Raw genomic sequence first — 17,068 nt, 5'->3', positions numbered from 1 at the left:
CCTTCTCTCGTTTCCGACCGGCAGAGCGCCGGCAGAATGCAGCCGAAAACGGCCGCATGGTTTCAAGACCGTGACATGGTATCAAAATTAGTTTGATAATCAAACTAATTTCTCCCAAAACACATTCCAGCTTGCACGTCTTCAAATTTCACTCAGGGATTTATGGATGACTGGCAAAGTCATGGTTTTCCATGCGCGCAGCGAGCCTCCCGAACGGCGGCCCAGCAACCCGATGCGATTCGCACGGCGAGCCGACGCTCCGCAAAACGGCCCGATCCCGATCTACGAATCTTCTTTCGCGGCGAGTGCTTTTTGGCCTGCGGCCTTCGCCTCTTCGCTCGCCAAGACCAGCACCGGTTCGCCGCCGGGGGCATCTTGAACGGCGCTTGCCACATCGAAAGCCTCGCTCCCGTCGGCCAAGCGCTCATCGCTGTAAAACCATACGGTATGCACGTCGAACCCATCTCCGGCCGTGACATCGGCGAAAACCCCTTCGAGCTCGTCTTCGGTCGCCTGAGACGGAACCGAAACGCGATAGCTTGCGCCGCGCAGATCGCCCTGTGCGTACTCGTCCACCCCTTCGGCAACCGCGTATTCGATGGTCGCCTGAGCCTCGGGAGCCTCCCCGCCACCGGCGTTATCGGAAGAATCGCCGCCCGAACAGGCACCGAGCACAAGACAAAGGGCCAGAGCCCCCGCAATCGCCACGATCCTCTTCATATGCGCGCATCCTTTCGCTTCGCAACCCGCCCGAATATTCGGATGCCCTGCACCCGTTGAAGGCGAACTCGGCGCCGATGCGCTGCTCCATGCTGCACGCCAACGCCATCCCGATTCGCCGGAAGCGGCGCCCGCCGACTCCGACAACAAACGCCTGCAAGGCATTATACCAGCACCGACGCTGCGGCAAGGGACCGGTTTCGATGACCCTATCGGAATACGGCCTTGTCGCACGGTGCTCGGGAAGCCGGCTTCAGCGCCCTTTTGCGGCAAGCCTGAAATCGAGCTTGCGCTCGCGCGGATTCGCCGCTTCGAGAACCACGCGAATGCGCTGCCCGAGCCGATATGCCGCACCGCTTTCCTGCCCCACCAGCTGATGGCGCTTCGCATCGAGGGCGAAATACTCGTCGCCGAGCTCCTTCAAGGGAACGAGGCCCTCGGCCGTGTTGTCGAGCCGCACGAAGAACCCATAGCTTGCAACGCCTGCGATCACAGCGTCGAACGCGGCTCCCACATCGTGCGACAGGTATTCGACCAGCTTGTATTCCTGCGACTCGCGAGATGCCGTTTCGGCGATACGCTCCATTGCCGACGAATGCTTTGCAAGCCAAGTAAGGTTGTGAACCTGCTGCTCGAAGGTTTCAGGCTTGCCGAACAGGTGCGCCTTGAGCATACGGTGCACGACTAGATCGGGATATCGCCTGATCGGACTCGTGAAATGCGTGTACGCGTCGCTTGCGAGGCCGAAGTGCTGTTCGCACTCGCTTCTGTATTCGGCTCGCTTCATCGAACGCAGTACGAGCATCGATACGAGCTCGGCCTCGGGCCTTCCCGCAGCACGCTGCAACACCGCTTGGATCGCCTTGGGGTTTCCTGCCGAAAACGCCGATGCCGAAACGGTCTTCAGATAGTCGAATTCCTGCAGCACGGGCACGAGCTCTGCAAGGCTTTCGGGGGAAGGCGGCTCATGCACGCGGTACAGGCTCGGAAAACCCCGTTCATGCAGATAGGAGGCCACCTCGCTGTTCGCAAGGATCATCGCCTCCTCGATCATCTCCGTCGCATCGGTCCGACGGCGCAGCACGATGTCCACAGGAGCGCCGTCGGCATCGAGCTTCACCTTCGCCTCGGTCGTATCGAAATCGATGCCGCCCTCCTGCCGGCGCTTGTTCGCAAGGCCGCAGGCGACGTCGTGCAGGCTCGCGAGCCGCACCGCAAGATCCTTCCCAACGGACGCAACCGGCATTCCGTCAAGCGCCTCCTGCGCCTCCTCGTAAGTGAGACGAGCGTGCGATTCGATGAGCGATGGGTAGAAAATGCGGCGTTTGACCTCGAAGTTCTCGTCGAGATACAGATCAGCCGTCATAACGCGGCGCGGCTCGCCCGGTTTGAGCGAGCAGATGTCGGAGGAAAGCTCTTCGGGCAGCATCGGGATCACGCGATCGACGAGGTACACGCTCGTCGCGCGGCGGCGCGCGTCGAGGTCGATCGAGGAGTTCCAGGGCACGTAATGCGAGACGTCGGCAATATGCACGCCGAGCCGAACCAAACCGTCGACTTTCTCGATCGAGATGGCGTCGTCGAAATCGCGTGCATCGGCGGGGTCGATCGTGAAGACGAACCGATCGCGCAGATCACGGTAGCCCTCGCGAAGCGCCTCCTCCCCATCGACCCGCGCATCCCGCGCCTGTTCGAGCGAGGCATCCGAAAAGGCCGTTTCGAGCTTATGCCGCGCGATGATCACATCTATGGCAAGATCCTCGTCGTCGGCCCGACCGATCACCTCTTCGATGATGCCCGTGGCGGCTTCGGTGCGCGAAGGGTAGGTGGCGATGCGCACGCGCACGGCGTCGCCATCCTGCACGTGGGGATAATCCTTGCGCATGGTGAAGATATCGTAGGGTATGCGGCGGTCTTCGGGCACCACGACGCCGAAGGGCTCGGCGACTTCGTAGCGGCCCACGATGCTCTCATGCGCCCGCCCGACAACCCGAACGACCCGTCCCGAGGGCTTGTCGCCCTTCTTCCCGCTGCGCCCCTTGTGAGGCTGTTTGTGCTGGGGGTTGACGTGCGAAGAAGCAAGCTCCACCATATCGCCGTCGAATGCGCCGCCCATTTTCGAAGAGGGAACGAAGAGCTCCCCTTCGGCCGTTTGCACGAACCCGTAACCGGCAGCCGAAACGCGCAGGACTCCACGGGGATTGCTGCGGGGATTGCGCCGGGTCTTCCGCTTTGCCGTAGAGCGCGATCTGCCCATGGCGCAGCCTAAAGCACCACGAGGGACTGGGCGGTCTCTATCGCAAAATCCTTCTGGCTGTCGGCTCCTTCTTCGCCGTCGTCATTGACCGTGATGTCGGGCGCGATGCCCACGTTGTTGATATCGTGGCCTTGCGGCGTACGGTAGTAAGCCGCCGTATAGCGAAGCGCTCCGCCGAAGCTGAGCTTCTGAACCCTCTGAACCGATCCTTTGCCCATGGTGTTCGTGCCGACGACCGTCGCGCGCTGGCTATCTTGCAGCGCAGCCGCAAGCACCTCCGCCGCAGCCGACGTGTTTCCGTCAACAAGCACGACGAGCGGTTTGTCGGTTGCCGTCACGCTGCTTGTCACGGATTTCGTGCTCGTGCCGTCGCGCACGGTTTCGATCTCGACGACGACGCCGCTCTTCATGAACAGCGAGGCGATCTCGACCGCCTGCGTAAGGTACCCGCCGGGATTGCCCCGCAAATCGAGCACGAATGAAAGCGCGCCGCCTTCCTCGAGATCGGAAACGGCTTGCTCGACGAGACCCGTCGACTCCTGGGTGAACTGCTTGAGCGAGATGTAGCCGACCTGATCGTGAATCTCGGTGATCAGGTTCTGCTCCTTGTAGATGCCCGTGGTCAGCGTGGTGGAAAACTCCTCCCCGCCTTCCGCATCCATGCTTGCAGGGCGGCGCCACGTGACGATGACCGAATCGCCCTCGTCGCGCGCAAGCGCGTTGACCACCTCCGTCATCGACCAATCCTGACTGCGGTCGCCGTCGATAGCGACCACGAAATCGCCCTGTTTGACCCCGTTCGCATCCGCCGTCGAGCCCTCGAAGACATCGACCGCGTACGCAAGGCCGTTGTATTCGGAGAACAGCACGCCGATGCCGCCGTACTTGGTCGAATTCTCCTTCATGAACGCCTGGTAGCGCGTCTCGTCGTAGTAGCGCAGATACGGATCTTCCGTCGATTCGGCGAACGCGTTCAGAAGCTGAGCGGTCGTGTTGTCGAGATCGTAGGAATCCATGCTGTCGTTTGCAAGGATGCCCTCCACTTCGGCCACGCGAGCCGAGATGGAGCTGTAGGTGCTGCCGTGCACCGTAGCACCGGGATTCTGCTCGCCTGCAACGATGAGGGATTCGAATCCGATCCGCTCGAGCAGGCCGCGATCGCCTCGCAACAGGAAGCCCGCAGCAAAAGCGAGGCACACGCAAATGCAGGCCGTCAGTATTCTGATGATCCGTGCATTGCGTGCGCCCGCTGCTTTAAGCTTGTTTGTTTCGCCGTGTTTGGCCATGACCGTGCCGCCTTGCGAGGGCTGCTACACCTTCAGGTAGCGGCGCATGGCGAGCGCCGAGCCGAGGAGGCCGATGATCAGACCCGCCGCGATCAGAAGCGCATAGATCATGAAGGTCGTCGACGAGCCGAGATCGAGCGGAAGCCACACGAGAGCCGTCGAGATCTGCGGAAACACTATGGAACGCAGAAGCTCGAGCGATCCGACCGCCAGAAGCGATCCGATAATGGCGTGCAGCGCGCCCTCCATGAGGAAGGGTCCCCGAATGAAGCCGTTCGAGGCGCCGACGAGGCGCATGATCGCGATCTCCTTGCGACGTGCCAGGATGGCGAGCCTGATGGTGTTGTTGATGAACACCATTGCGATGAAGATCAGCAGGGCGATGAGGGCGATGCCGATGTAGCGGATGTAGTTCGTAAGATCGAATAGACGCTCCACGCTCTTCTGACCGTATTTCAGCGAATCGGCCGGATCGCCCGGGTTGTCGCAGATCTTGGTAAACGTAGCGTTCGACTGGATCTGACCGGCGATCGTTTCGACCATCTGAGGATCGGACAGCTCCACTTCGATGGAAGCAGGAAGCGGATTCTGGCCGTCAAGCTGGTCGACGATCTCGGGGTTCGAGGTCATCGAATTGCGGAAGTTCTCGAGCGCCTGCTCTTTGGTGGTGAAGCCCACGCTCTCAACCCCCTCGAGACCTTGAATGTAGCTCTCGAGCGTCGTGATATCGCTGTCGCTCGCATCGTCTGAAAGCCACACCGAGATGGACACCTTGTCCTCCACTGAAGATACGACGTTCTCGACGATGAATCCGCCGATGAGAAAGATGCCGATGATGAGCAGCGAAAGGAAGATGGTGACGATGGACCCGAGGGCCGTCGAAAGGTTTCGCGAAAAGCCGGTAAGCGACTCTTTGAGGAAATACAGCAGACTAGACATCGAAACCGTACACCCCCCTGTCCTGGTCGCGGGTCAAGTGGCCCTTGTCGAGTGCGATGACGCGCCTGCGCATGTTGTCGACCATTTCACGGTCATGCGTGGCCACGAGCACGGTGGTGCCCGTGCGGTTGATGCGCTCGAGCAGATCCATGATGCCGCGCGATGTTTGGGGATCGAGATTTCCGGTCGGCTCGTCGCAAATGAGCAGCGGAGGCCTGTTCACGATGGCGCGCGCGATGGAAACGCGCTGCTGCTCGCCTCCGGAAAGCTGATCGGGGCGCTTGTTGAGCTTGTCCTGCAAACCGACGAGGCGAAGAACCTCGGGAACCTGCGTCTTGATGACGTGGCGGCTCTTGCCGATTACCTCGAGGGCGAACGCGACGTTCTCGAACACTGTTTTGTTCGGAAGCAGCTTGAAGTCCTGGAATACGCAGCCGATGTTGCGGCGCAGATACGGTACGCGCCAGTTGCGCATGTTCGAAAGATCTTCGTCAGCTACGTAGATATGGCCCTGCGTGGGCTTCACTTCGCGGATAAGCATGCGGATGAACGTCGATTTGCCCGATCCGGAATGACCCACGAGGAAGACGAATTCCCCTGCGTAGATCTGCAACGTGATGTCGTCGAGGGCGGGCTTGTTGGGCTGAGCCGGATACACTTTGGTCACATGATCAAACGTGATGACGGGCGTGCCCATCGGTTGGGGCATATCGTCTACGTCGAGCATGGGAAGCGATGCAGAAAGCTGCGAAGCCGCCTGCCTCGGACGCCCGGCGTGCGCACCCGTGCGCGCAGAAGCCCCTCGGGTATTATCGTTTGTCACAGAATGCTCCGTTCGAATAGTCAATATACTGAGACGCCGTAATTCTAGCAGATCGCTTTTCTGGCGATAGCCTTCTTCACAGCTTCAACAATGGCGGCAGCATCGAGGGCGAAGTACGCCATCAGCTCGGAGAATTCCCCCGACTTGCCGAACGTATCGCGAACGCCGACGAACTCGCAAGGCGCCGGGTGCTCTTCCGCAAGCGCCTCGGCAACTGCCGATCCGAGCCCGCCTACAACCGAATGCTCTTCGGCGACGACGGCGCACCCCGTCTTCTCGACCGAAGAGACGATGGTCGCACGATCGAGCGGCTTTACGGAAAACGCATCGACGACCTCGATCGATACGCCCTCTTCGGCAAGCATGTCAGCAGCCTTCAGGGCCTCGTCGATCTCCACGCCGCACGCGACGACCGTGGCGTCGGCTCCTTCGCGCAGCACATAGGCGCGTCCGACCTCGAGCTCCACGTCGTCGGCGTACACGCAGGGCACCGAAGCACGACCCATGCGCACGTACACCGGGCCCGGCGTTTCGGCCGCAAGCCTGATGGCGGCGCGTGCCGCCGCATAATCGGCGGGAACGAGCACCGTCATGTTCGGAAGCCCGCGCATGAGGGACACGTCTTCGAGCATTTGATGGCTGCCGCCATCGGGGCCGACCGAGACGCCCGCATGCGTGGGAGCGATCTTCACGTTGAGCTTGGAATAGGCAACGGTGTTGCGAATCTGATCGTATGCGCGGCCCGTGCCGAACACGGCGAACGAGCCGGTGTAGGCGATGTGGCCCGTCAAGGCGAGACCAGCCGCCACGTCGATCATGTTCTGCTCTGCGATGCCGCAGTTGAACAGCTTGCCCTCGTTTTCCGGTGCCGCCTGGGCGAACTTCTTCGTAGTCGTCGAACCGGTCAGATCGGCGTCGACGGCGACGACGGGGAATCCTTCGGCGGCAAGCTCGGCGAGCGTCGCGCCGAACGCCGCGCGAGTCGCCTTCTTCTGGGATGCCTGCTCGGGCGATGCAAACTTAACCACGGTTGCCTCCTTCCGCGCCGAGCTCGGCAAGCGCGATTTCGAGCTCTTCTGCGTTGGGGGCCTTGCCGTGCCAGCCCGCTTGGTTTTCCATGAACGAAACTCCCTTGCCCTTCACCGTTGCCGCGATCACCGCATGGGGCTTTTCTCCCCCAGCGGCCTTGAGATTGCCGAAAAGCTCGACGAGCGCCGCGATATCGTGGCCGTCGACGTAGGATACATCCCAGCCGAACGCTGCAAACTTCCCGCCCAGATCGCCTTCGCAGCACACGTCACAGCACGCGCCGTCGATCTGCAGGCCGTTGGCATCGACGATCGCGATCAGGTTGCCGAGGCGCTTGTGTGCGGAGAACATAGCCGCTTCCCACACTTGCCCCTCCTGGCATTCGCCATCGCCGAGCACGACGAACACGCGGTTGTCCAATCCGTCGAGCCGCAGACCCGCTGCGGCGCCCGCGCCGATGGACAGCCCCTGGCCAAGCGATCCCGTGGACACTTCCACGCCCTCGAGCAGGTTCGAATCGGGATGGCCCTGCAGCCGCGTGCCGAGCTTGCGCAGCGTCATGAGCTCCTCTTTGGGAAAGTAACCCGCTTCGGCAAGCGTTGCATACAGGGCGGGAGCCGCATGCCCCTTGCCCAAGATGAAGTAATCCCTGCGAGGGTCGCTCGGATGCGCCGGGTCGTGCACGAGCACGCCCCCGAAATAGAGCGCCGTCAGTATGTCGGCACAGGAAAGCGATCCGCCCGGATGTCCGCTTCCCGCTTCGGCGATCATGCGCACGATGCTCTCGCGGATGTTTCGCGCCTTCGCTTCGACCTCGGTTAATTCCATGCCCGTCCTTCTTCTCTCAGCCTGCACCTCACGACGTCACGCGCCACTTATGGTAGCCGAGCACGAACTCGTCGATATCGCCGTCCAAGACCGCGTCGACGTTGCCCGTCTCGATGTTGCTGCGCACGTCTTTCACCAATTGATAAGGATACAATACGTAGTTTCTGATTTGGCTGCCGAAAGAGTTTTCCATACGCTCTCCCCGCAGTTCCCGAAGCTCCTCTTCGCGCTTGCGCTCCTCGAGTTCGAAGAGCTTGGCGCGCAGCACCTTGAAGGCCGCTTCTTTGTTCTGGAGCTGTGATTTCTCGTTTTGGCAGGTAACCACGATGCCGCTGGGCACATGGATGAGCCTCACCGCCGAGTCGGTCGTGTTCACGCACTGGCCGCCCGGCCCGCTTGAGCGATACACGTCGACGCGCACGTCGGCGGGATTGATATCGATTTCGATATCGTCGGGAAGCACCGGCAGCACCTCGACGCCGGCGAACGTGGTGTGGCGGCGCTTCTTGTCGTCGGTCGGCGAGATGCGCACGAGGCGATGCACGCCCGATTCGCTTCTGAGCATGCCGTAGGCGTTGCGCCCCTCGATTTGGATGGTCGCCTTATCGAGGCCGATGCCGTTGCCCGGCACGAGGTCGAGCACACGCACCTTCCAGCCCTTCTTCTCCGCATAGCGCGCGTACATGCGGTAGAGCATCTCGGTCCAATCCTGGGCCTCGAGCCCGCCCGATCCCGGATTGACCGTGAGTATCGCGTCGCCCGAATCGAACCGGCCCGAAAACCACGACGCTACCTCGAGCCTGTCAAGCAGCGCGTCGAGCGCGTCGAGCGCTTGGGCGGCCTCCTCCTCGAACGCCTCGTCTTCCGAAGCGAGTTCGAGCGCTGCGCGGGCATCGTCGAGGAGCGTTTCCGCCTCGCGATACTCCTCGATGGTGTCGCGCAGATTGCTCGCCCGCTTCGACACCTCTTGAGCGCGGTTCGCATCATCCCAGAAACCCGGCGATGCGATGGTTTCATCGAGCGATGCAAGCTCCTCGCTTTTCCGTTCGATATGCAGGTAACCCTTCGCGTCTTCGACGCGCTTGGCCACCTGCTCGATATCTTTGAATTCCCTGTCAGTCATGCTTCCCCGCCGTTAACGAATGGACCCGAACCTGATGCCGCAGCACCGTGAAGCCGAATCGCACGTCAGAGGTTCGCTCCGTGGCACTTCTTGAACTTCTTGCCCGAACCGCACGGACACGGATCGTTGCGCCCGACGTTGGCGAACGGATCGTCTTTGTCCTTCTCCACCGTCTTGGCCTTTCCCGTTGGCGCCGCTTTCGGCGGTGCGGCGGGTATGCCCTTCGCCTGCGCGGCCGCAGCCTGCGTGCGCTGGGCGGTCGTGGCCGTATCGTTCAAAGCTGCCTCGGGAGACGAATAGCTCACCTTGCCCTCGAGCGGGTTGCGCTCCTCGGGAACCTCCTTGACCGCAATCTGCAGGCGCAGCAGCGTGCGAAGGAAATCTTCGTACATCGAAACGGTCAGGGATTGGAAAGCGGCGTACGCTTCGTTTTTGTATTCGACAAGCGGATCGCGCTGCCCGAAAGCGCGCAAGCCGATGCCCGCCTTGAGGTAATCCATCTCCTGGAGGTGGGCCATCCACTTCGTATCGATGATGCGAAGCATCACCTGGGCCTCGAGGTTTTTCATGGCGGCTTCGCCGAGCATATCGGTCTTCTCGTCGTAGACGCTCTGCAAGAAATCGACGATGCCTTCGAGAACGGCATCGGGATCGTCGTCGTGATCGAGCGCGGAAACCTCGAAATCGGTGCGACCGGTCATGTTTGCAACCCAAAGCTCGACCGCCTTGGAGTCCCAGTCGTCGGAAGGAACCTTTTCGGGGCAGTTTTCGGCAACGACGCCCTCGGCCGCATCGCGGATGATCTCGGGAATGCGGTCGGTGAGATCCTTGCCGTCGAGGATGGCGTTGCGCTCTTCGTAGATGGCGACACGCTGGAGGTTCATGACGTCGTCGTATTCGAGGACGTTCTTACGGGCTGCGAAGTGCATGCTCTCCACCTGGCGCTGAGCGCTTTCGATGGCCTTGGAAACCATACCGGCTTGGATGGGCGTGTCTTCGGAAAGATCGGTCTTCTCCATCATGCGGCCGATGGAATCCATGCGGTTGCCGCCGAAGAGCCTCATGAGGTCGTCTTCGAGCGAAAGATAGAACTGCGTCACACCTGGATCGCCCTGACGGCCGGAACGGCCGCGCAGCTGGTTGTCGATACGACGGCTCTCATGCCGCTCGGTGCCGATGACGGCCAAACCTCCCGCCCTGATGACACGCTCGTTCTCGACGCTCGTAACCGCCTTCGCCTCTTCGAGCGCGCTTGCGCGCTCTTCGGCCGACGGAGCGGGGGCCTTGCCCTCTTCGACTTCGGCGCCTTCGGGCAACTCGGGATCGAAGCCGCGCGCACGGAGCACGTCCTCGGCCATGACCTCGGGGTTGCCGCCGAGCAGGATGTCGGTACCGCGGCCGGCCATGTTCGTGGCGATCGTGACCGCACCGACGCGCCCGGCCTGCGCGATGATATGCGCCTCGCGTTCATGGTTCTTCGCATTCAGGGTTTCGTGTTTGATGCCGCGCTTGTCGAGGAGGCGGGAAAGCCGCTCGGAACTCTCGATCGACACCGTGCCGATGAGGCACGGCTGCCCTACGGCGTTGCGAGCCGCAACCTCGTCGGCGACCGCGTTGAACTTCGCATCGATGTTGCGGTAGATCAGATCGTCCTCGTCGTTGCGGACCACGGGCTTGTTCGGCGGGATGGCCATGACGGGCAGATTGTAGATTTGGCGGAACTCGGCGTCTTCGGTCATGGCGGTACCGGTCATGCCGGAGAGCTTCTCGTAGAGGCGGAAGTAGTTCTGCAGCGTGATGGTGGCAAGCGTCTGGTTCTCTTCGCGAACGAGCACATGCTCTTTGGCTTCGAGGGCCTGGTGGAGACCCTCCGAATAGCGGCGACCCTCCATGATGCGGCCCGTGAACTCGTCGACGATCTTCACTTCGCCGTCGACGACCACGTAGTCGACATCGCGGTGGAAAAGGAACTGGGCCTTCAGCGCCTGCTGCAGATGGTTTGCAAGCTGACCCGACGGATCGGCGTACAGATCCTCTATGCCGAGCATCGCCTCGATTTTCTCGAGGCCGCTCTCGGTTGCGTTGATGGTCTTCTTCGCTTCGTCCATGTCGTAATCGACATCGCGCACGAGCCCGGGCATGACGCGGGCGAACTTGTTGTAGGTCTCGGCCGCCTGCGTGCCGGCGCCCGAAATGATGAGGGGCGTTCGAGCCTCATCGATGAGGATCGAGTCGACCTCGTCGACGATGGCGAAGTGGTGGCCGCGCTGCACGCGGTTCGCAGCCTTCGTCACCATGTTGTCGCGCAGGTAATCGAACCCGAACTCCGAGTTCGTGCCGTACGTAACGGCCGCCTTGTACGCTGGAATCTTCTGATCGGGCTTCATGCCGTTTTGAATGAGGCCGACATCCATCCCGAGAAACTTGTAGATGCGCCCCATCCATTCGCTGTCGCGCTTGGCAAGGTAATCGTTAACGGTGACGATGTGCACGTTTTCGCCGGTGAGGGCGTTGAGATAGCCCGCCAACGTGGAGACGAGCGTCTTGCCTTCGCCCGTTTTCATCTCGGCGATCTGCCCGTCGTTCAAGGCCATACCGCCGATGAGCTGTACGTCGAAGTGACGCATGCCGAGCGCTCTCACGCCAGCTTCGCGCACCGCCGCAAACGCTTCGGGCAGCAGCGATTCAAGCGATTCGCCGTTTTGCTGCCGCTCCATGAACGCCGCAGTGAGCGCCCTGAGTTCGGCATCCGAGAGCTCCTGCATCCCGGGTTCCAAACCGTTGATCTTCTGAACCGTATCTTCGTAACGCTTGAGCTGCTTCCCTTCGCCCAGCGTGAGGAGTTTCGATAAAAAACCTGCCATGTACGAGCCGTCTTTCTCTCTTTGGCCAATGTGCCGATAAAGCTACCGAATCACTCTATCATACCTCGTAAAGCGTCAAAGGAAATCCACACTGCCGTTGCCGTCCCGCGTTGTTTTCGCCGAACGGGAGAGAAGGGCGCAAAGCGCCTCCGACGCAACGCAGGCCCCTTCCCCTTGGGCCGCGCCGCGCCGGATCCTACGACCTGGGAACGAACCCCTTGAGGCTCGGCTCCGCTTCGATGATCGAACTGTAGAGCATGACTGCTTTCGGCGAAGGATCGATGCCCAACTCGTCTGAAAGGTAGCGCTTGCACTTGAAATAGGTATCGAGTGCAGCCGTCCTCTGGCCCGACGCGACCTGGGCCTGCATGAGCGCCGTGTAGGCATCTTCGCGCGTCGAATCCTTGCGCACCGCAGCATGCGCAAACCAGAGCGCCGATTGCAACTCGCCGACGTCGAACAGCCTCGTCGAGGCGGAGACGAGCGCGTCGATCAGACGGGCACGGTACTCTTCGCGCTGGCGAAGGATGAACTCGTTGCCGCTCTCGCTCGGCAGCAGATCGCCGCGGTACAGTTCGTTGAGCCGCGCAAAGGCGGCCGACCAAGCTTCGGCGTCGGGCGCCCCGAGCAAGAGCTTGCCACACAGTTCATCGAACTCCGCAACGTCGCTTGAGACCGTGCGGGCGTCGAGGCGGCAGCTGTACTGGAGACGAATCAGATACGGGCACTCCTGGGTACCGGGCAAGGAAAGCGCTTTGCGCAGAATCGACCATACGGTGTAGAAATTCCGCTGCGCCGTCGCCGACGAACTCGTAGGCCACAGGATGGAGGCAAGCCGATCGCGCAGAAGTTCCTTGCCCTGGTTCAGCGCGAGCAACGCCAAGAGGGTCTTGACTTTCTGCCTGCGAAACGCGCTGGGATCGACTTCGCTATCGCCGATGCGCACCTCGAGCCCGCCGAACAGGCAGATGCGAAGCGTCGGGACGATCTCGTGCGTGCGAAGAAGCGCTCCTGAAAATCCGCAGTCGCCGGAAAGGACGATCCCCCGCCCCCTTCGCCCGCCGTGCATCGTCCCTTCCTGCACGCAGTCTGTCTCGCGACGCTCGCGTTCGAATGCGCTTCGCTGGGAGAACAGCTGCACCTCGAGCTTTTGGGCGACCATCCTCACGGAGACGAGCGGGGGGTAGAGGGCATCGGGAGAAGCGAGCGCCTTTGCTTCGTCCCATGCACCGAGCAGCGCCGCCTCGCCGTATCCGAACGAGCCCTCTTCTTCACAACGGCGCAGGTAATCGCCTGTTATCGCCAGCACGCGTTCGATATCGGCCCCGTCAGGCTGGGCGGGCGAGCCGAGCCCTTTTCCCGACAGGGCGTCGAGCGCCCACAAGAGAATGCCCGTCTCGACATCGCCCGTCCTCCCGCAGCCCAAACACGCCTCGGCGAGAAAAACGGCGGCGCGACCGTCTTCGGCAAGCCAAACAGCCGCAACCCCCAGCGCCTCCCATCGGCGGTTCCCGTCGGAAAGCGCCACAGAGATCGCCTCCGAATTCCTTCGGGCGTCGTTGCCGCCCGCCATCCGAACGAGCCCCTTGAGGACGTCTGCCGATTTCCGGCGGCAATCGGCATCGCCGTACCTCGTGAGCAGCAGCGCGGCATGGCCCCGCACGGCGTCGGAAAGGCTTGCTTTCGCAAGCACGCGCTCAGCGAGGGCAAGCGCCTCCGGCACGCGGTCGAGCCCGACGAGCCGCCACGCCTCGCCGATGAACACGGCGGCGGTATCGGAATTGAGTCGCATCGAGCGGCTTTCGAACAAACGGTGCGCCGGCAGCAGGCACCCAAGAGCCGAAAGCCTCCTCGCCCTCGACCCAAGCCAGGCGATCCGCTTTTCGGCGTTGCAGCATCCCCCGACGAACAGGCAAGCGCGCTCGGAAGCGCCCTGCGCGAGCAATCCATCGGCGAGCCGCATCACAAGAGCGTCCGCATCCGGAAACGACGAGCTCGCCGCCATGCGTCCGAGAGCGCGAGAAAACGCACGCACCACCTCGTCGATAGGAAATGCGTGCGTCTCGAACCGTTCGTCGTGCTCATCGACGCCCAAAAACAGGTACTCCTCGCCGAGCAGCGCCCGCGCATCGCTTTTCAAGGGGCCCGCGTACATCTTCGCATCGGCAAGAAAACCCCTCCGAAGCACGAGCAGCGTGAACACGCCCAGCAGAACATCGGCGGGAAGCCCGTCCGCCACGATGCCGCACAACAGATCGGCCTCGGCGCGAGATCCGCCCCACATAAGGCCGGGCACGCTGTCGGCGAGCGGCAGGGGGATCGAATCGCGAGAACCGAAAGCGGCATCGCCGGCGAACATGCGCTGCTCCTCTTCGGTTACAAGGAAATCCCTCGAACATATCCGCGTACCGTCGGGTTGCCTATCGACGAAAGATCCCCGCAGGGGCGTCATGGTAACGACAACCTCCCATCCCCGTTCGAGCAGTTTATCGATGCATGTCGAAACCGATTCGGCCCGCTCGGCCGTCAGGTCGGGAATATCCTCTATCACGACAAGCGAGCGTTTTCGGGTAAGGGAGGCGAGCTGCGTGCCGAGCGTAGCGTTGTCGACATCGCGCAAGAAACAGGGGCTTTTGGCATTGAGCCAGAAAACGTCGCGGAATCCGAAAATCGATTCGGCGTATTCGAGGGCGAGAGCCGTCTTTCCAAAGCCCGATGGAGCAACGAGGAAACGCACGACATCCCGATTCTGAATCATAAGGGACAAAAGCCTCGGGCGTTGGAAATGAATTCGCCCCCGAAGGTGCTTCGGCTTGCAGCCGTTGCATGCCGAACTCGAAACGTAATCGGCCATGGTCGCGCTCCCCTCTGCGCAGAAGCGGCCATCGGGTGTTACATGATAGGAGCGATCATCTCTTGTCGCAATACCTGACGTGGCCTTATGTCGTGCTATAGTATGCACCATGGGCAAGAAGGTCACATCTATCGAACTACCCCGTCATGCTCGTGCGGCCATCGATGCGCTCGAACGCTCGGGCTTCGAAGCCTGGTGCGTCGGCGGCTTCGTACGCGATGCCCTCATGGGCAGAAACGGCGGCGATATCGACATCGCGACCTCGGCGCCGTGGCAAGAGGCGAAGCTCGCGTTTGAGGCAGCCGGATTCCGCGTGCACGAAACGGGCACGAAGCACGGCACCATCACCGCGATCATCGGCGAAGAGCCCATTGAGGCGACGACGTACCGCGTAGACGGGCCCTACACAGACGGGCGCCACCCCGACTCCGTAACGTTTGTCCAAAGCATCGCGGCCGATCTCGATCGGCGGGATTTCACAATGAACGCCATAGCCTACCACCCTGTCCGCGGCCTGCTCGATCCACACGACGGAAGAGCCGATATCGATGCGGGAGTCATCCGCGCCGTCGGCAATCCCGAACGGAGGTTTTCCGAGGATGCGCTGCGCATCATGCGCGCATGCAGATTTGCCTCGCAGCTCGGCTTCTCGATAGAGGACGACACCATGAGGGGCATGGAATACTGCACGCCTCTGCTCGCCAGCGTGGCGAAGGAGCGCATCACCAAGGAGCTCCAAGGGTTCGTATGCGGTTCGGCAATCCACGATGCCCTTATGGCATGCAATCGCATACTCGCTTTTTTCATGCCCGAGATAACCGCCATGCAAGGGTTCGATCAGAAAACGCCTTATCACCAGTACGACGTCCTCGAGCACACGGCCTACGTAATGCAGAACACGCCTCCCTACCCCCTGGTCCGCTGGGCTGCGCTCTTTCATGATATGGGCAAACCGCGGGCGTTCTTCACCGACGACGAGGGCGTCGGCCATTTCTACGGCCACGCCAAGCTGAGCATCGAGCTTGCAAAACCCGTGCTGAAGGAGCTTACCTTCCCCCCGTCGTTTTCCTCCGACGTGCTGTTGCTGGTCAGATATCACGACGATGTGATCGAGCCGACCCCGAAGGCGGTCAAGCGCATGCTTCGCCGCCTCGATGGGCGCATCGACCTGTTCCGCGCCATGTGCGATCTCAAGAGAGGCGACTCGCTGGCCCAGGCGCCGCAATGCCGCAAAAGAGTTGCGGTCGCAGACGAGCTCGATAGGATACTCGATCAGATCATCGAGGCTCAGGAGGCGTTCTCGCTCAGAGATCTCGCCATCGGCGGTACCGATCTCATCGAACTCGGGGTTGCGCAGGGCCCGGAAATCGGCCGGCTGCTCGATCGGGCGCTCGAAGCCGTGATCGACGAGCGGGTGGAAAACGATCGCGACCATCTGCTCGCCTTTGTTCGAAAGCAGTGGCGATGACGCAACCGTTCGGCAACGGAACACGGCGATGCCGGCCGCCGCTGCCGAGGCCCCAATATACTTGGTCGCAGACACTTTTTGAGGCAGACGAGAAAGCGAGGTAGATCATGGAGGGCACCACCCAACCCGATAGCCCCTGCGGCGAAGGCATGAAGATCACCATCACGAAAGACGGCCCCTACATCGTATGCGGCCGCGTGCCGCTCAAGCGCGAGATCATCACACTCGTCGGCGGACATCGGGAATATCGGCTCGACCGCATCTTCGAAACCGAAGAAACCTACGCGCTTTGCCGCTGCGGGCGCTCGAAGAACATGCCGTTTTGCGACGGATCTCACATCGAAGCCCATTTTCAGGGAGACGAAACCGCTTCGAGGGAAGATTTCCTCGACCGAGCCGATCTTTATCCGGGCGGCGGCGTCGACCTTTTCGACGACAACCGCTGCGCATTCGCCCGTTTCTGCCATCGCGAGGAAGGCGATGTGTGGTCGCTCACCGAAGCGTCGGACGATCCACATTTGATGGAAGAAGCGGTCAAAGCCTCAACCGACTGCCCCGCAGGCAGGCTCGTCCATCGGAACAACGGCGACGGCACGCTGATAGAACCCGATTTCGAACCAGAGATCTCGCTGCTCGAAGATCCCGAGAAGAACGTGAGCTCATGTCTGTACGTAAGGGGAGGCATCCCGCTCGAATCAGCCGACGGGACGCTCTACGAGCCGCGCAACCGCTATGCGCTCTGCCGATGCGGACAATCGCGCAACAAGCCGTTCTGCGATGCGAGCCACGTGCCCGCCGACTTCCGAGACGGACTGTAAGGCTGGAATAACCGCGAAACCGCACTTGATCTGCAATCAGAACCACCCGTGAAAACGGG

The 17,068-nt window shown here is 61.5% G+C and carries 12 protein-coding genes; 2 read left to right on the top strand and 10 right to left on the bottom strand.

All coding sequences use genetic code 11. From position 1 onward, the window contains the following. Positions 1-282: 282 nt before the first annotated feature. The 10 genes from C1719_RS06760 to C1719_RS06715 form a co-directional block, all read right to left on the bottom strand. Positions 283-720, bottom strand: coding sequence for a hypothetical protein (locus C1719_RS06760; RefSeq protein WP_146007862.1), 438 nt, complete (start codon positions 718-720; stop codon positions 283-285). A gap of 253 nt (positions 721-973) precedes the next feature. Next, the gene (rnr, locus tag C1719_RS06755) at positions 974-2,977 is read right to left on the bottom strand and encodes a ribonuclease R (RefSeq protein WP_102374409.1); all 2,004 of its coding nucleotides are present in this window, start codon (positions 2,975-2,977) and stop codon (positions 974-976) included. Between the two features lie 8 nt (positions 2,978-2,985). After that, the gene (locus C1719_RS06750) at positions 2,986-4,263 is read right to left on the bottom strand and encodes a S41 family peptidase (RefSeq protein ID WP_102374408.1); all 1,278 of its coding nucleotides are present in this window, start codon (positions 4,261-4,263) and stop codon (positions 2,986-2,988) included. A gap of 24 nt (positions 4,264-4,287) precedes the next feature. Then, entirely contained in the window at positions 4,288-5,202 is a 915-nt protein-coding gene (gene ftsX / locus C1719_RS06745; RefSeq protein ID WP_102374407.1) for a permease-like cell division protein FtsX, read from the bottom strand. Continuing rightward, the gene (gene ftsE / locus C1719_RS06740) at positions 5,195-6,025 is read right to left on the bottom strand and encodes a cell division ATP-binding protein FtsE (RefSeq protein ID WP_102374406.1); all 831 of its coding nucleotides are present in this window, start codon (positions 6,023-6,025) and stop codon (positions 5,195-5,197) included. Before ftsE ends, ftsX begins: the two co-directional genes overlap by 8 nt. Before the next feature lie 44 nt (positions 6,026-6,069). Further along, a complete protein-coding gene (locus C1719_RS06735) occupies positions 6,070-7,053 on the bottom strand; it encodes a transketolase family protein (protein WP_102374405.1) in 984 nt (327 codons plus the stop codon). Beyond that, positions 7,046-7,882: a transketolase gene (locus C1719_RS06730; RefSeq protein WP_102374404.1), complete on the bottom strand. Its 837-nt coding sequence runs from the start codon at positions 7,880-7,882 to the stop codon at positions 7,046-7,048. Before C1719_RS06730 ends, C1719_RS06735 begins: the two co-directional genes overlap by 8 nt. Positions 7,883-7,910: 28 nt before the next feature. Then, positions 7,911-9,005, bottom strand: a complete 1,095-nt coding sequence (prfB, locus tag C1719_RS06725) for a peptide chain release factor 2 (protein WP_102374403.1) — start codon at positions 9,003-9,005, stop codon at positions 7,911-7,913. Positions 9,006-9,070: 65 nt separating this feature from the next. Continuing rightward, the gene (gene secA, locus C1719_RS06720) at positions 9,071-11,869 is read right to left on the bottom strand and encodes a preprotein translocase subunit SecA (protein WP_102374402.1); all 2,799 of its coding nucleotides are present in this window, start codon (positions 11,867-11,869) and stop codon (positions 9,071-9,073) included. A 196-nt stretch (positions 11,870-12,065) separates the two neighbouring features. Then, the gene (locus C1719_RS06715) at positions 12,066-14,627 is read right to left on the bottom strand and encodes an AfsR/SARP family transcriptional regulator (protein ID WP_146007861.1); all 2,562 of its coding nucleotides are present in this window, start codon (positions 14,625-14,627) and stop codon (positions 12,066-12,068) included. A gap of 205 nt (positions 14,628-14,832) precedes the next feature. Here C1719_RS06715 and C1719_RS06710 point away from each other — a divergent pair, with 205 nt between their 5' ends. After that, the gene (locus C1719_RS06710; protein WP_102374400.1) at positions 14,833-16,191 is read left to right on the top strand and encodes a CCA tRNA nucleotidyltransferase; all 1,359 of its coding nucleotides are present in this window, start codon (positions 14,833-14,835) and stop codon (positions 16,189-16,191) included. 107 nt (positions 16,192-16,298) lie between these two features. Next, entirely contained in the window at positions 16,299-17,009 is a 711-nt protein-coding gene (locus C1719_RS06705; protein WP_102374399.1) for a CDGSH iron-sulfur domain-containing protein, read from the top strand. The last annotated feature ends 59 nt before the right edge of the window (positions 17,010-17,068 follow it).

Source organism: Raoultibacter massiliensis (genome assembly GCF_900199545.1).
Classification (GTDB): Bacteria; Actinomycetota; Coriobacteriia; order Coriobacteriales; family Eggerthellaceae; genus Raoultibacter; species Raoultibacter massiliensis.
Note: the sequence above shows the minus strand (reverse complement) of the source record. Positions and strands in the feature narration are given on the sequence as shown.

Bases quoted from the DNA above. Each gene is read 5' to 3' on its own strand.
- C1719_RS06730 (WP_102374404.1), bottom strand. From the start codon at position 7,882: ATGGAATTAACCGAGGTCGAAGCGAAGGCGCGAAACATCCGCGAGAGC.
- prfB (WP_102374403.1), bottom strand. From the start codon at position 9,005: ATGACTGACAGGGAATTCAAAGATATCGAGCAGGTGGCCAAGCGCGTC.
- secA (WP_102374402.1), bottom strand. From the start codon at position 11,869: ATGGCAGGTTTTTTATCGAAACTCCTCACGCTGGGCGAAGGGAAGCAG.
- C1719_RS06705 (WP_102374399.1), top strand. From the start codon at position 16,299: ATGGAGGGCACCACCCAACCCGATAGCCCCTGCGGCGAAGGCATGAAG.
- C1719_RS06710 (WP_102374400.1), top strand. From the start codon at position 14,833: ATGGGCAAGAAGGTCACATCTATCGAACTACCCCGTCATGCTCGTGCG.
- ftsX (WP_102374407.1), bottom strand. From the start codon at position 5,202: ATGTCTAGTCTGCTGTATTTCCTCAAAGAGTCGCTTACCGGCTTTTCG.
- C1719_RS06715 (WP_146007861.1), bottom strand. From the start codon at position 14,627: ATGATTCAGAATCGGGATGTCGTGCGTTTCCTCGTTGCTCCATCGGGC.
- C1719_RS06750 (WP_102374408.1), bottom strand. From the start codon at position 4,263: ATGGCCAAACACGGCGAAACAAACAAGCTTAAAGCAGCGGGCGCACGC.
- rnr (WP_102374409.1), bottom strand. From the start codon at position 2,977: ATGGGCAGATCGCGCTCTACGGCAAAGCGGAAGACCCGGCGCAATCCC.
- C1719_RS06760 (WP_146007862.1), bottom strand. From the start codon at position 720: ATGAAGAGGATCGTGGCGATTGCGGGGGCTCTGGCCCTTTGTCTTGTG.